This is a genomic window from Sorangiineae bacterium MSr12523 (assembly GCA_037157775.1).
Classification (GTDB): Bacteria; Myxococcota_A; Polyangia; order Polyangiales; family Polyangiaceae; genus Pendulispora; species Pendulispora brunnea.
Map to the genome: position 1 here is coordinate 12533976 of CP089982.1, position 14346 is coordinate 12548321.

Genomic DNA, 14346 nt, shown 5'->3' on the forward strand with positions numbered 1-14346 from the left:
AGCACCGAACATACGGGGGCGCCGTGCATATCGCCTTATGGCTTTTATTCACCCGACGAGCGCACCGATCGAGAGCTGCTAGGCAGAGGTATCGCTGAAAAGACATTGTCGGGATCGAACCTGGCTTTCAACTCGAGCAACCTTTGCCCATTCGGACCGAACGCTGACCCGATTTGATCCCGCGCATCGTGATGAAGTAGATTGGCATAACCGCCGGGTAATGCCCAATTCGACAGCTTGGACGATAAATCCTGGGCCCAGCGACGATGGTTCGCTCCGTCGAGATGCGCGGGTTCCCAAATGCCATAAATCAGCGCGGTAAAGTGGGGTTGGCGCATGCCAAATGCCGTGTCTTCCGGCGCGACCCTCGTCCCAGCACCGTGGAAATGGTGCAGGATGATGGCTGAATAAGGGGAAGTGCGGTCATCGTAGGCCGCAATCAGCGTGGAGACGATGTTTGGTGACAGGTCGGTCAGCCATCGCGTGGCAAGTTCGTAGCCGCGTCCGGACACCAGCTTACCGTCGGTGAGCGACAGGAGATCCGATGCTGGCATGGGCCCGACTTTGCTGACCATCGGCGTGCCGAAGCTTTCGATTTCGCGCACAATCTGCCGCCCACGCTCCAGATCGCCGCTCCAGAGAGGACTGACCAGGACGACCGGGGCACCGCCCGGTCCAAGCGAAAGAATCGCGCCCGCCGCGAGTTCGTCCGGCGCCGCCTGCATCAACGTGGAAAACCGCTCCAACACGGCGGATGCCTCGCCCCATGGGAACATGATCATCCCAGACAGGACCTGTTCTACCCGATGCAGACGGAGGCGCATCGAGGTAATGACACCGAAGTTGCCGCCTCCGCCTTGGACCGCCCAGAACAGGTCGCGGTTGTGGGTTGCGTCGCACGAAGTGATGCTTCCATCCGCAAGTACGAGCTCCGCGGAGAGCAGGTTGTCCGCAGCGAGCCCGAAGCGCGTCGTCAACGGTCCGTAGCCGCCTCCCGAAAGAAGGCCGGTCATACTGACGGTGCCCTCGTTGCCGATGACGGCGGCCAAACCATGTCGGCCGACGGCGGCATTCAAATCGGCCACCGTCACGCCAGCAGCCACGGTCGCTTCGAGGCCTTGCACATTCACCGAGCATTCCCGCATCGGGGTCAGGTCGAGAACGAGCCCACCGTCCCGCAAAGCGCGTCCAACCCAATCCCGGCCTCCATTGCGCACGGATACGGGAAGCCCCGCGGTCCGCGCGGCCAGCAACGCGGCGCGGACAGCGTGGGAATTGGAACACGCGGCGACGAGGGCGGGCTTGCGCTCAATCGTGCCATTCCAGAGTTGGGTGGCCCGCGCGAATCCTTCCGAACCGGGCACGTGAACGACGCACCCCGAACCGGAAAGCTGGTCCTCGATGGCAGCGAGTTGCGCCGTGGACAAAGCTGACGATGCCTGCGTTCGCTGATTGAAGGACTCGGTCATGGCACCTGCTCCGTTTTTTTCGCGATTCCGAAATGAGGGAAACGTCTTCACCAACGACGATGGTGAAGCCGACCGCTCGGAGCAAAGCCCGCGATCACAAGGTGCCACCGACTTTCAAGCAGCGTGCTTGGTACCACCCGGCGTTCTCACACTGCGCGCCCGGGTTGGCTGGCCCTCGTCTACGGGATCGCTGACGGCGACGTGGACGACTTCGTAACGCGTATGCTCGATCTCCTGGATCAAGCCCGACGATACGACACGTTTCAGAAGCCTTTGCATGGTGCGCAGGGCGTCGAGTCGAGAGAGCGATTTGCACGAGCAGCCCGGAAGCAGCGGACACTCGGCGATGATGGCCCCGTCCTTTTCGCGGAGAAGGACCGGGAGATTTTGGAGTGGGTTCATGAGAAGTCTGCCCTCGGCGGGGCGGCTCGCCATGTTCCACGTTTTTTCGAAAGGGATCGCTAAGTCGCGCATTGGCTAGCCTCTATGAGCTGGCCCCCCGGAGCGAACGAGTGGGACACCACCTGCGGCGCCCATTTGTTCCGACCGCGGCTTTAGCACGAGCTACGCCACGCTGTCGGGACCGCAAAGCTTCGCGTTTGGGCGACGTTGCCGGGGAAAAATGCCACGATCACGATGTGCTGTTGTAGCAATTCGGCAGAGCACGCGAGGGAAAGGATGGCCAACGTGCTGCTCTGCGACAATGGAAAATAGCGCATGACGTCTGCATTCGAAGGATGGGTAGTAAACACTTACTTTCCGATCGAGCGACATGAATCGACGTAAGGAGCAGGGGGGCGAGTTGGCTGTGCTCTAATGGTGGCGTGCCTTCGCTTCCACATGTGCTGCTCGTCGACGATCACGAAGATAGCCGCTTGCCCTATGTGTTTGGTTTGAAGCGGGCGGGATTCCGAGTTAGCGAGGCCGAAAACGGTAAGGTGGCTCTCGACAAGGCATTTGGAGATGCGCCCGATATCGTCGTGACGGACCTTCATATGTCCGAGCTAGACGGTTGGCAGCTCATTCAATTCCTTCGAGGCGACCCGCGCACGCAGTGCGTTCGCATCGTGGTTTCTCACCGGCGTCGGCCCGGCGGATATCGATGGAGCGGACGCCGTTTTCGAAAAGCCGTGCTCTCCCTTCGAACTCGCCACGCAACTTCGAAACCTGCTCGACATATCCGGGTGACCAGGCGATACCGCAGGAGCTTGTCCTGCTACTTGGATGGATTGAAGGACAAGCGCCCTTTGCGTTTCCGGATGCGGGTTGCCTCTCGGCGTGGCGGTCGTGCCCAAAAGGTCATTTTTGACCCAACGCGCGCAATACAGAAGCCACGCTTCAAGGGAAATGGGCCCAATTTCGCGGTTTTCGATTGGCGTCAGTCCTGCAACGTTTTCCAGGAAACGACGTTGAACGAACGGGGAGGCAAATGGACACTCGATTCCCGAGCGCACCGGCGCTCGTGTACCCTGACGCGCTCGATTCATGTTCCCGTTCCGAATCGGAACGGAATCTCGGCGGAGTGCACGTCCTGGTCGTGGACGACGACGCGGAGAACCGAGCTGCGATTCAAGAACTGCTCGAGGACAATGGCGTGCGGATTACGACGGCCGCGAATGTGTCCGATGCCTTGGAAACGTTCGAACACGATGTGCCGGACGTGGTGCTATCGGACTTGGGAATGCCGGGCGAAGACGGCTTCGACTTGATCCGGCGTATCCGAGCACGGCCCAAGGACCAAGGCGGCGCAGTGCCTGCCGCGGCGCTCACGGGGCAAACGCGGCTCGAAGATCGTCGCAAAGCGCTGCGCGCTGGGTTCATGAAACACGTCGCGAAGCCCGTCGATGCCTACGAACTGATCGCCATTGTATCGTCGCTGGTGCGCACGGCCGCTTGACGGGGTGGCTCGGGGAGGCAAGCTTCGAGGATTCGTGCACACGCGCTCTCCCCGTCGGGCGGGCCCCGCTGCGGCCAATGCTTGCAGATGCAGGGATGTGTAGCGGGCATGCCCGCGGGTGACCGGTTTTCCGCAAAGGGATGCGAACGGAACGAGAGGTCGGGACCGTCGGGGTGTAAACGACGTTTTGGACCTAGCGTATTCCAATCGCGTTTTCAGCGATGGATGCTAATCTTGCCCCTCCATCGCGCCCGACTTCGCGTAAGAAAGCCAGTCTCAAGGAGGCTCCTCATGCCGTTCCGTGCCGCACGTGTTCTCATTTCCGCCGCGCTGCTCTCCGCAACGTTCATTGGTTGCCATAATGAGGAGGCGCCCCCGCCCGCTTCTCCTGCTCCCACCACTGGCGACGTGAACGTCGCCTCGGCCGCGCCGCCGGCGCAAACCGCCGCGCCCGGCTCCACGCCAGGGGAAAATCCCAACGCGCCCCGCGCGATTTCCGTCGGCAGCGCGCCGCCGGACTTCACGACGAAGGCCCACGACGGCACCACCCTCAGCCTCTCGTCCCTCAAGGGAAAGCCCGTGGTCATCTACTTCTACCCCAAGGATGAGAGCCCGGCCTGCACCAAGGAGGCTTGCTCGTTCCGCGACTCTTGGAACGAGCTCCGAAAGAAGGACGCCGTCCTCATTGGCGTCTCGGCCGACAGCGAAAAGTCGCACCAAGACTTCGCGCAGCACTACAAGTTGCCCTTCCTCCTGGTGAGCGATCCCCAAGGTGTTATCGCCCGGTCGTTTGGCGTGTCCTTCGAAGGCGGGATGGCCGACCGTCAGACCGTCGTCATCGGCGCGGACGGGAAGGTCAAGAAGATCTACCGCACCGTCGACGTGTCCAAGCACGCAACCGAGGTTGCCAAAGACCTGAGCTCATAACCGAACCGGTGCGCGGGTCGGTGCCCATTGCCCGACCCGCGCCTTTCGGCGCATGGAATGTCGGGTGTCATTCTCGTTGCAAACGAGGGAATTGCACCGTCCGCGGGATCGTGGGCGGCTGACTTAAATCAAATTTAGCTATCGGTACGGCGCGCCCAATCGAGGGCCAGGACGACGAAGCGCATTAAGAACCAGCCGATGCTCGCGCGGTGCTCCGATGGGAGCTCGCGCGCCGAGCGCCTCATCACGTGCGTGCTTTGATACGAGATGGGTTTTCCAGCGGCTGAGCAGTCGCCGGATCGCGGCGGCGTTCAGTCCGGGCTCGCGGCCGGGGGCTCCCACAGCTCGATGCGGTTTCCCTCGGGATCCATCACCCAGCCGAACTTCCCGTACGACTCTTCCTGAACCTTGTCGTCGACCACGGTCCTTTGCCTTGAAGAAGATGCCGCCGAACCAAGGACGCGTTCCATGGCCGGCGAGTCTACTCGTCCGCAGACCCTTATTTCGATATCACATCGACTTTGGCGTCATTGAGAGTATTGGACGACGTACGTCATTCTGGATGGGCGGCCCGTGCGTGCACCGTGTGACGTCGACACCCCCTCTCTTCCGGTCGTCTCAGGAGCAAGCATTGCTCGCGTGTGAGACGCAAATCGAGACTGGGACGCGATCCATATCGACTCTACAGAAGGTGTTCGCTCGTTACGAGCGACCATCGTCAAAGGAGATATGCCCATGCTCACGAGCTTCCTTCGTCGCAGCAACGTCGCGGGGATCGTAGCCGCAGCCGCTGTAGTCGCCTCGCTTGCCGCCGCGCCTGCGGCTTCGGCCGACAATACCAGTGAATCCACTACGGGGGACCGTAGCGACCGAACGGCGAGCAACAAGGCACTGGTCAGATATGTCTACGACCAACTGTTCAATAAGGGAAATCTCTCGGTCATCGATGCATTCATTGCCCCCAACTACATTCAGCACAGTCCCGCCTTGGCCGACGGCCCGGAGGCTTTTCGACAGCACCTGATCGCGTTACATGCCAATTTTCCCCAAAGCCATCATGCTATCGTACGCGTCTTGGCCGAAGGCGATCTCGTCCTGGTCCACGGCAATGCCGTCCAAGTCCCTGGCACCAAGGGCCAATCGGTCATGGATGTCTTCCGCGTTGCGGGCACCAAAATCGTCGAGCATTGGGATGTGGTGCAGTCCGTTCCGGATAGCACTGCCAGTGGGGCCGATATGTTCACGACATTGAGTGAGCCACGTCTCAATGGCCCGGATCCCCTCGCTTCGACCATTCGGAGCGAGCGGATCGCCGTCGACTACTTCACCCGCATGAGCGAAGACCACGATTTGACGGCGATTGACCACTACCTCGCCGAACCGTACTACCAGCACGATCCCAATTTGCCTCATGGCGTCCCTGCCGCGAAGGCCGCCTATGCCTACATCTTCAAAATGTTTCCCGAGTTCACGGCCTCCTCGCTCAAAATCATCGCCGACGGTGATCTCGTTGCCGTTCGTTACCACTACAAGACGAGCCCGACGGACCGTGGGCAAGCCATCGTGGATATGTTCCGCGTTCGCAATGGAAAGATCGTAGAACACTGGGACGTGGCCCAGGACGTCCCGGCTACATCCGCCAACGGCAACACCATGTTCTGAGCAGGTGCTCCTACCGTCGCCTCATGCCCACCCCTTCGTGCATCAAACGAGCCCGCAGGCTGGATAACCGATCCCTGGCGATGGGTACCCGCAACGAGGAGCCGCCGGGGGTTCGACTGCCAACGAGGAGCGCGGACTCGCCGGAATCGCGTTCGAGTTCGAGAACGTGCTCCTCACTCACCAGCCAGTTCCGATGAACGCGCAGAAACTCGCGACCGAAGGACGTTGCGATCGTGTCCAGCGATATATCGATATCGAATGTGCCGCGACCGGAATGGACCTGGGTCATTCCCTCGGAGGCCTCGACTGCCCACACCTCGCCAAGGGTCAAGAAGACCAGATTCCGTTTGTTGCGCGCGATGATGCGTAATGGGCGACTCGGCTCCGATGCGTACGCGGAGTTTCGGCGGGCTGCGTGGAGCTTCTCGAGGCACTTCAGGACCCTTCTCTCGTCGAAAGGTTTGAGCACGTAATCGACCACGCCCATCTCGAATGCCTCGAGGGCGTGCTCTCGCAGGGCCGTGGCCAACACGAAGGCCGGTGCGCCAGGGCGCTTGACGAATTGCTGAATGAGCTCGAGTCCGTTGTGGGCGGAGCCGACGAGGTTGATGTCGACGAACACGACATCGATGCTCGACGGAGCCTTGCTCATGAATGCGACGGCCTCGTCGAAGGTTTCCATCGCGCCGATGACCGAGGCGATACCGGTAGCTTCGATCATCTCGACGAGAAAGTTTCGCGCGACCCATTCGTCCTCGAGGACGACGACTCGGAGCTTCTCCTCGGGTCTCATGGTTTGCATTCTCCTGGGACGTGAATCGCATGAGGAAGGCTCAGAAAAGCGAGTGTGCCGGCTGCGTCGCTCTCGAGAGCAAAGGTAGCGTCGGGACGGGTCAATTCGAGGCGGCGCCGAACGTTGGCGACTCCAACCGCACCTGCTCGCGTTGGCTCTGCGAGACCAGGGCCGTTGTCCTCCACGGAGATCTCGACGCGCTCGGAAGTTGGCATTCGAACGCGAACGGAAACAACGCCGTTTCCCGCAGCGCGAAGCGCCCCGTGAACGATGGCGTTTTCGACCAGGGGCTGCAGCAGGAGGCGTGGCAGACACGCATCGCGCGCCTTCGGGTCGACGTCCCATTCGAATGTGAGCCTCGGACCATGCCGAGCAACGAGGATCTCGCAGTATCGTTCGAGCCACTGGATTTCGTCATCGATGGACTGGCATTCCCCGTGTGGTTCGAGCGCGTCACGAAGAAGGTCCCCGAGATTGACGATGGTGCGGCGCGCCTTCTCCACGTCCACCCCGACCAGCCCGGAAATGAGATTCAATGTGTTGAGTAGAAAGTGAGGCTCGAGCTGGCCTCGGAGGCGGGCGAGCTCGCCTTCCGCTCGAAGCTGCGCGGCCTCGAGCTGGAGGTTCGCGACCTGCAACGCACGGACCTTCTCTTGCTCGAGCACCCGCGGAAAAATCGCGGCAAGGGACCAAGCGCCGACGACGAGGACGCTGAGAATGGCCCCCACGCCGAAGGTCCCGAGGACCGTCTCGGTGGGCCGGTCCGCGTCGTGGAACTTCCGCGCCACGTGGGGGATCAATCCGGACCACATGAGGGAGCTCATCGTGCCACCGACGAGCGCGGCAACCACGGTCCCGATCATCATGCGCGACAGAATGCTGCTCGAATATCGAACGAGGATCCTGTCCACGATGGAGAGGATGATGGGAACGACGAGAAAGTTGGCTGCGCCGATGGCGAGAGGAAGCGGAATATCCCGCCCGCCGATGTGGGCGCGTAGGGCGGGGATCGCCGTCAGGATGAACAGCGTGGAGACGACCCCGACGGCGATCGCTCGCCATCTCCATAGGCTCGGGCGGGCGGAAGGGGACGATGTTGGAGACGACATGCGCATGAATGCCTCTAAAGTGTAGCTCGTCAGCGCTGAAATCGGACGTTGACTCGGGAACGTCCCCCAACCCGTTTGCCGTAGCGGTCCTCGGCCGGAGAAAAGTGCTTCGAGCGGGCGCACGACGCCGCCACACGACCAAAGCCTGCCCCCGGATCGCGTTCGACGGTGACGTTCGCGACGTCACCATCGGCCGTGACCTCGATGCTGAGCCCCACGATGGCGGCGTCGATTCCCTTCTCGTCCGCCTCGGGGGGGAATGGGCAGTTCCACGACATCCCTTCGGCCAACCTCGGTGGGCGCGCGAGATCGGGGGCCAGCGGAGGTGGCGACGAGGGACCGGTCCCCGCGCTCGAGCCCGGGACACCCGCCGGCGAGCCGACCCGAGTTCCCGTCCCTGTCGCGGCGGTGGCCCCGCCTGCATACGTCTCGGCGGAGCCCACGACGATGCCCCCGGTCAAGTCGACAGGAGCATCGTCGGGTGCGGTCATCACCTTCGCCGCGGCCGCGGCCGCGGGAGGAGGCGCTGCCGCCGGCGGAGCGTGCGGCGCGGGCGATGGCGTCGCCATTTTCTCTGGCGCGGGCGACTCGGGCGGAGGTGGCGGAGGTTCGTCAGGCAGCACCTGGATCTCCGTCTCTCGAAGCGGGATCGCAACAGGACGTCGAAGAGAGGCCGCCGCCATACCGATTCCAAGATGCGAGACGAGCGCCATGAACAGAACGCTGCCAAAGCGCAGGTGTGAAGTCGCCGGCCGCGCCAGGATTCGGTCGAGCGTGGCATTCATGGCTTTTCCACCCCGGCTCCGCCCGTGGTGAGGACAGGGCTCACGCCGAATGCAACCTTCGCAATTCCCGCGACGCGGAGCTGATCGAGGGCGTGCATCACCCGCGCGTGGGACACGGTTCCATCCGCCTTGACCACCGCCCGCAGCTCGGGCGTCTTCGTCACCGCGGCTCGTGCAATGGCGACGAGTCCATCGTCGTTCTCGGGAACCCTCTCGCCGTTTACGTGCATTCCTTCGGAGGCCATCAACACGACGCTGAGGACCTCCTGAACTTCGGAGCCCGTCTTTGCTTTGGGAAGGTCGACCGTGATCGCCTTCTGCCCCACAATCAGCTTCGCCGTGACCATGAACACGATGAGCAGAACGAGGGTGATGTCGACGAGCGGCGTGACATTGATCCCCGTAATTGCGCCATTGCGCGATCGTCCCGTGCTCCCGGCCATCTATCGATCCTCCACGTCACTCGTGCGATCGGCGGACGGCGCCTTCCGTCCCTCCAGGTATGCAAGCACGACGTAGCCGAGTGTCTCCGATCGTTCGATCGTCTGCGTGATCCTTCCTTGGAAATAGTTGAAGACGGCTACGGCAGGGATGGCGACGACGAGCCCCATGGCCGTCGCCACCAGCGCTTCGGCGATGGCGCTCATGACCTTCTCTGGCGCAAGCGCGGTGTTCGCCACCTGGCCTGCTCCGAGCTCCTCGAACGCTCCGACGACGCCGATCACCGTCCCCAAGAGGCCCACGAAGGGAGCGTTGTTTCCGACCGTGCCCAAAAAGCCAAGGCGCTCCTCCAATCGTGAACGCTCGACGCCTCGCGCAGCCGCCATGGACTGCTCGGCCGCCTTTGGCCCGCGCTCCAATTCCACGAGCCCCGCCTGCGCGACCGTTGCTTCCACGCATTTCGACTTCGCAAGGAGCTCCTGTGCGTAGTCAACCTCGCCCGCGCGAAGTAGTCGGTTTAGGTCGAGGACCAGGGTACGTACTTCCCCTCCCTGTCGAAGCAGGACCCACGCTCTCTCGATGGCAATGGCCAACGAAATCACGCTGAGCCCGATGAGCAGCCACATGACCCAACCTGCTCCACCACGGAGCATCAAATTCTTCATCGTCTCGATCATCACCACCTCACTTGCTACTCGGCCTGGAGCTTGAAAGATTGAAATGCGACCCCCGATCGATTGTCGTGAGTCACCACGATGAGATCGACGTTGCCGGCAACGGTCGGGCCGCGATATTCGTCCTCGGCCTTGCTCGTTCGACCGTGACGCGCGTCGAATAGGATGAGCGACTCACTGTCGAGCTTTCCCGAAGAAACGAAAAAGCTCGACCAGATCTGCTCTTTGAGGAGCGCCCCTCCTGGTGCACCGCTCGTCGGATCGATCTCCTGCGATTCGTTACCGATGGTGACCGCCAGCTTTCGAGCCGGGCAGTCGTCGATGTTCTGAACGGTGCAATGTGGAAATGAGAACGGTCGATCCGTGGGCAGCGGAACCCCGTCGAGTGTGACGCCGCTCGGCATGGGATTGGCATTGGTGAGATCGTTCGACACGTAAACGCGCATGAAGGCGAAGACGAAATCGTTCGCATCGAGGCGGCGGCCCTGATCGACACACGCGAACGGCACCGAGCTCGGATACCCCTCCGCGCTCCCCACGAGCTCGAGATGTCCTGCGCAGGCCGCGGCGAAGACGAGTGCGAGGCGCGGCGAGGAAGTCTGCGGGGCCGCAGTGATGGCGTCGGCCGGCATCGCGAACGTGTTCCGCTCTCCTTCCGTGACGCGCGAGGTGAGGTCCTGATTCCGCGGATACTTCGCTTCGAGCTGCCGGTAGCAATCCTCGGGCTTCCCATCCGTGGGCGAGAAACAGATATCCTCGAGCCAATACAGACGCATCGGACGTGATCGATCGGCTCGACCGTCGTACGCGAGGACCTCGGTCGTGAAGGTGGCGCCGGGGCGGACGTAAGGCGTGTCGCTCCGAATACCGAGAATGCGCACCGTCGATAGACGACTACCGGGACCGAATTCGTCCCCGCACGACGAGGCCAGGAGGGCAACGCACAACGACAGTGCACCGCGAAGGACGCGAAAGGGGCGCCTCATAGCTCACCTCGAAGACCAATGCTGGGGAGGATCGTCAATCCCTCGTTGTAGCCGGATGCCGTGAAATCGAAATTGTAGCGCATACCTTCTTTGGCGAGATAGTTGTAGACGTTCTGGACGTCGGCGTACGCTGTGAGCTTCCAACTCGGAAATGTCCACGTCTTGTCGATCCGAAGGTCGAGCTGGTGAAAAAGGGGCAATCGCGATCCGTACTCGGGCTCCTGCAACCCGTCCGCATAGGCTCCGGAGCTCGCGTCGAATCCGCCACCGATGTTCGGCGTGTAGAGATTTCCGGAGATGAGTCGGAAGCGACCGCCAATCCGGAAGCCTTTTCCGAGGTCGTAGCTGCCAACGATGGTGAGGTTGTGCGTCTGGTCGTATTGGAACAGGTGCCATGGGTCGTGGTCGTTGTCGCGACGTTCGCTTCTCGAGAATGTGTAGGCGAGCCATCCAAAGAACCGCGGGTGCCCTTTGAAGCGAAGCATCAACTCGGCGCCGTACGCGCGGCCTTCGCCCGAGTTTCCAGCGCCGGACACGACGAGCCGGTCGAGTGTCTTGCCGAAAACTTCAACGGAGAGATCCAAATGTTCCGTGAACTGCTGCTCGAATCCCAGCGCATAGTGAACGGCCCGATTCGACTTGAGACCCGTCTGACCGTAGTTCGGATCGGTGTCGCGTATCGAGGGAGGCTGGTAAAAGAGCCCAACGCCGCCCTTCAGGGTCGTTCTCGGCACTCCCCGCGTGAGATCCTGCCGGAAGTTGATACGTGGCGATACATCCCAGGATTTCGTCGCAGAGGTGTAGTCGACGCGGAGGCCGGGAACGATGCGACCACCTGTCCACGGAACGACCTCGAGCTCCGCATAGCCGCCTGCGAACGTCCGATCCCCGCTCGTACGACTCAAGATGGGTGGCGACCCAGGTGCCGGTGGACCATCCCCTGCCTGAAACTTGGGAGGGAGTCGGAGAGATAAATCGTACGGTGCATACATGAAGTCGACTCCGAGATGCGCGCGAACGCGCGAGGAAAGACGCTGGGACACCTCGGTTCGCAACGAAAATGGGTATTCGCTCGTGCTGGCGAAGAGGGTTCCTACCCCGATATCGACCTTGTCTCGCCCGATGGCTGCGACCGCGCGAAGCTCGCCGCTATCCGAGTACCGGTGGTTGTAAATGGCCTGTAGACGATAGAACTTGGTTTTATTGTCGATGCTGCCGCCGATGGAGGCCGTCGCCGATTCGGCCTTGGATTGCCCGAACGACAACGCGTCGTCGGAGCCGAAGAAGGTCAGTCGCAGGGAGGCACGCTTGCCCAAGTTTCCCTGGAGCATGAGTTGATAGTCGTAATAGCGAGGGGCGGTCCCGACGGCCGCCGAGCTTCCCTCGAGAATGGGGACCAACCATGTGTCGAACCAGGAGCGCCTGCCGGCCGCGAGGAATTTCCACCCCGTCTTGCCAATCGGCCCTTCCACGAGAAGCCGCAGGTCGATGAGGTCGAGTTGGGCGAAGCCGTGAAAGTCCTTTTTGGGATCTCGCAAGGCCACATCCACCATGCCCGCGGTCCCGCGTCCATAGGTGACCCCATAATTGCCAGGGTAGAAGTCGATGCGATCGAGGGTCTCGGTGGGCACGACGGAGCTCAATCCGCCGAAGTGGTAGGTCAACGGAATGGGAGTCCCATCGACGAACGTCGTTGTCTCGGCCGGCGCCGAGCCGCGGACGATCAAGAAGCCTCCAAATGGGGGAGGTCGTGCAACGCCGGGCAGGGATTGGATCGATCGCAGTGCGTCGCCGTTCGTTCCAGGGATCTTGTCGATCTCCTCGCGAGAGAGCGTCCTCTTGGTGACCTCACGCGGAGGCTTCGCTCCGTGGACGTTCACTTCTTCGACGGCGTCCTCCGCACGGGCGACGGCCTGTGACGTGTCGCTCGCGAGCGGCGAAAGGCGCGTGACGAGGTTCGTCTCCTCGCCGTTTTCGAGGGACACTTCCGTCGAGTCGTCCTTGAAGCCCGCCGCGTGGACGGCGACGGTGACCTTGCCGGGGCTCAGATCAGGAACCGTCCATTGGCCGTCCACATCGGTGGGCACGTCCCGCGTCGAGCCGTCCGGGAACGTTATCCGGACATTGCCCGCGAGATGCCGCCCTTCCGGCGTCGAAATGCGACCCACGAGCTTTGCAGGCGGCGGGTGGAAGATGAACCGGTATTTGATTCGCGCGGGGATGGGCGTCCCGTCACGGGTGGCGGGTGCGAAACGCAACGTCATGGCAGCAGCGACGGCGACATCATCGAAGCCGTGGCCGGCTGGCGACTCGGGCGTCGCTTTGGAGACTGCTCCGGTCTTGTCGACGTCGACGATGACCACGACTTCGGTCTCGACGAAGTAGCGCTCGGCGATTGCCGCCTCGGGATATGTAACGGTAGCAGGTGTCGTCACCGTCGGTGGCACCACCTTCGCGGTCGCCTCTGGCTGGGCGAAGCCCTTGGTGGTCACGAGCAAAGCGACGAGTCCAATCGCGGTGTTGAAGAGCCATCTCGGCACGCGGCTGACCATGCCGCAGTGGATCTCCCTGGGCGATGCGCCGCTGGTGAACCGGGGATTTCAGCTGGTGAGCCGGGTGCCCCCGTGCACCCGCGCGGTGCCGCCCAGGAGATGCTGTCGTCCGCGCGGGGCAAGCGAGCTGCACCCGCCAAGGCCTCTTGACGAGAGAGGTGCCCGACTATCCGGGCGAAGACGGCAAAAGCAGCGACATTTTTACCGATGCCCTATTCTTGGGCGACGCAGGCCGAAGAACAAAGACGACCGACAAATAAGCAGAGATGGACCCGCTTGCGCGGTGAGGCTTCCGGACCTCCGTCCATGGGTGGTGGAATGGAATCCCTGCAGCATTCGGTCGTGGTGGGTAGTCTTGGAATCGAACCAAGTTGGTCAAAGACGCGTGGGTTACAACCACGCCCGCCTCCATAGCGGTCTAGCTACCCATAGGAAATGTGAACGTGAAATGCCCCATCGGCGGATGGTGATCGGCGGCGCTTTGGTTGAATGAATGACGAACGGCGTCCCCGCGCGGGGTCGAACCGCGCCATCGAGCTTCGGACGCTCGAGTCGGCAATCCGGCCGAACGAGGACGAAAGGCCTCCTCGCCAGGAATCGAACCGTTTCCAGCGGAAATCAAGCTGGAGGCCCACGAGAACGGCGACAAGAAAGCGAAGAGAAAGCCCTCCAATCGGGCCAGCCCGTAAAGTTTTTGCGGTCGGGCTGAATTGTGATCGAAACAATGTACTCCTCACGGCATTCGCCGAGCGCCTCGTACGGGAATTGAACCCGTCTCACTCCGTAGACAGCGGAGCTGCGACGCCAGTCGCATCACGAGGCAAATCGATCGCGTCCCCGGCAGGACAACGGTGTGACGTACGGGAATCGAACCCGTCTCCGCTGATTCACAGTCAGCCCTCGTCCCAGACGAGTAACGTCACCACATGGGCGCGCGAATGCGCGCGGTGGGCTGTCGTGGAGTCGCACCACGTTCTGCCGATTTTCAATCGGCCGCTATCACTCGACCAGCTCACAGCCCGTGAGCACTCCGTGCCGGCTGCATTTCATT

Annotated in this window: 12 protein-coding genes and 1 tRNA gene; 3 read left to right on the plus strand and 10 right to left on the minus strand. The window is 62.0% G+C overall.

The annotated features are described in order from the left end of the window. Positions 1-44: 44 nt before the first annotated feature. The gene (locus LZC95_49610; GenBank protein ID WXA94491.1) at positions 45-1469 is read right to left on the minus strand and encodes an FAD-binding oxidoreductase; all 1425 of its coding nucleotides are present in this window, start codon (positions 1467-1469) and stop codon (positions 45-47) included. A gap of 114 nt (positions 1470-1583) precedes the next feature. Next, a complete protein-coding gene (locus LZC95_49615; GenBank protein WXA94492.1) occupies positions 1584-1943 on the minus strand; it encodes a hypothetical protein in 360 nt (119 codons plus the stop codon). 955 nt (positions 1944-2898) lie between these two features. Here LZC95_49615 and LZC95_49620 point away from each other — a divergent pair. The 3 genes from LZC95_49620 (at position 2899) to LZC95_49630 (ending at position 5955) form a co-directional block, all read left to right on the plus strand. Further along, positions 2899-3366 (plus strand): response regulator, encoded by a 468-nt coding sequence (locus LZC95_49620; protein WXA94493.1) that lies wholly within the window; start codon positions 2899-2901, stop codon positions 3364-3366. Positions 3367-3657: 291 nt separating this feature from the next. Continuing rightward, on the plus strand, positions 3658-4293 hold the full coding sequence (locus tag LZC95_49625) for a peroxiredoxin (GenBank protein WXA94494.1): 636 nt from the start codon (positions 3658-3660) through the stop codon (positions 4291-4293). Between the two features lie 735 nt (positions 4294-5028). Continuing rightward, positions 5029-5955, plus strand: coding sequence for a nuclear transport factor 2 family protein (locus LZC95_49630; GenBank protein WXA94495.1), 927 nt, complete (start codon positions 5029-5031; stop codon positions 5953-5955). Between the two features lie 10 nt (positions 5956-5965). Here the strand turns inward: LZC95_49630 and LZC95_49635 are convergent, their stop codons facing one another. From LZC95_49635 to LZC95_49670, 8 genes are all read right to left on the minus strand, one after another. Next, complete coding sequence (locus LZC95_49635; protein ID WXA94496.1) at positions 5966-6748, minus strand: LytTR family DNA-binding domain-containing protein; 783 nt, start codon at positions 6746-6748, stop codon at positions 5966-5968. After that, positions 6745-7863 (minus strand): histidine kinase, encoded by a 1119-nt coding sequence (locus LZC95_49640; protein WXA94497.1) that lies wholly within the window; start codon positions 7861-7863, stop codon positions 6745-6747. The genes LZC95_49635 and LZC95_49640 overlap by 4 nt, the downstream gene beginning before the upstream one ends. A 23-nt stretch (positions 7864-7886) precedes the next feature. Then, complete coding sequence (locus tag LZC95_49645) at positions 7887-8642, minus strand: energy transducer TonB (protein ID WXA94498.1); 756 nt, start codon at positions 8640-8642, stop codon at positions 7887-7889. Further along, on the minus strand, positions 8639-9085 hold the full coding sequence (locus LZC95_49650) for a biopolymer transporter ExbD (GenBank protein ID WXA94499.1): 447 nt from the start codon (positions 9083-9085) through the stop codon (positions 8639-8641). Before LZC95_49650 ends, LZC95_49645 begins: the two co-directional genes overlap by 4 nt. Continuing rightward, positions 9086-9760 (minus strand): MotA/TolQ/ExbB proton channel family protein, encoded by a 675-nt coding sequence (locus LZC95_49655; protein ID WXA94500.1) that lies wholly within the window; start codon positions 9758-9760, stop codon positions 9086-9088. 14 nt (positions 9761-9774) lie between these two features. After that, positions 9775-10743, minus strand: coding sequence for a hypothetical protein (locus LZC95_49660; GenBank protein ID WXA94501.1), 969 nt, complete (start codon positions 10741-10743; stop codon positions 9775-9777). Further along, the gene (locus tag LZC95_49665) at positions 10740-13283 is read right to left on the minus strand and encodes a TonB family protein (GenBank protein ID WXA94502.1); all 2544 of its coding nucleotides are present in this window, start codon (positions 13281-13283) and stop codon (positions 10740-10742) included. Before LZC95_49665 ends, LZC95_49660 begins: the two co-directional genes overlap by 4 nt. Positions 13284-14147: 864 nt before the next feature. Next, positions 14148-14218: transfer RNA gene (locus LZC95_49670), tRNA-His, on the minus strand. Positions 14219-14346 lie beyond the last annotated feature (128 nt).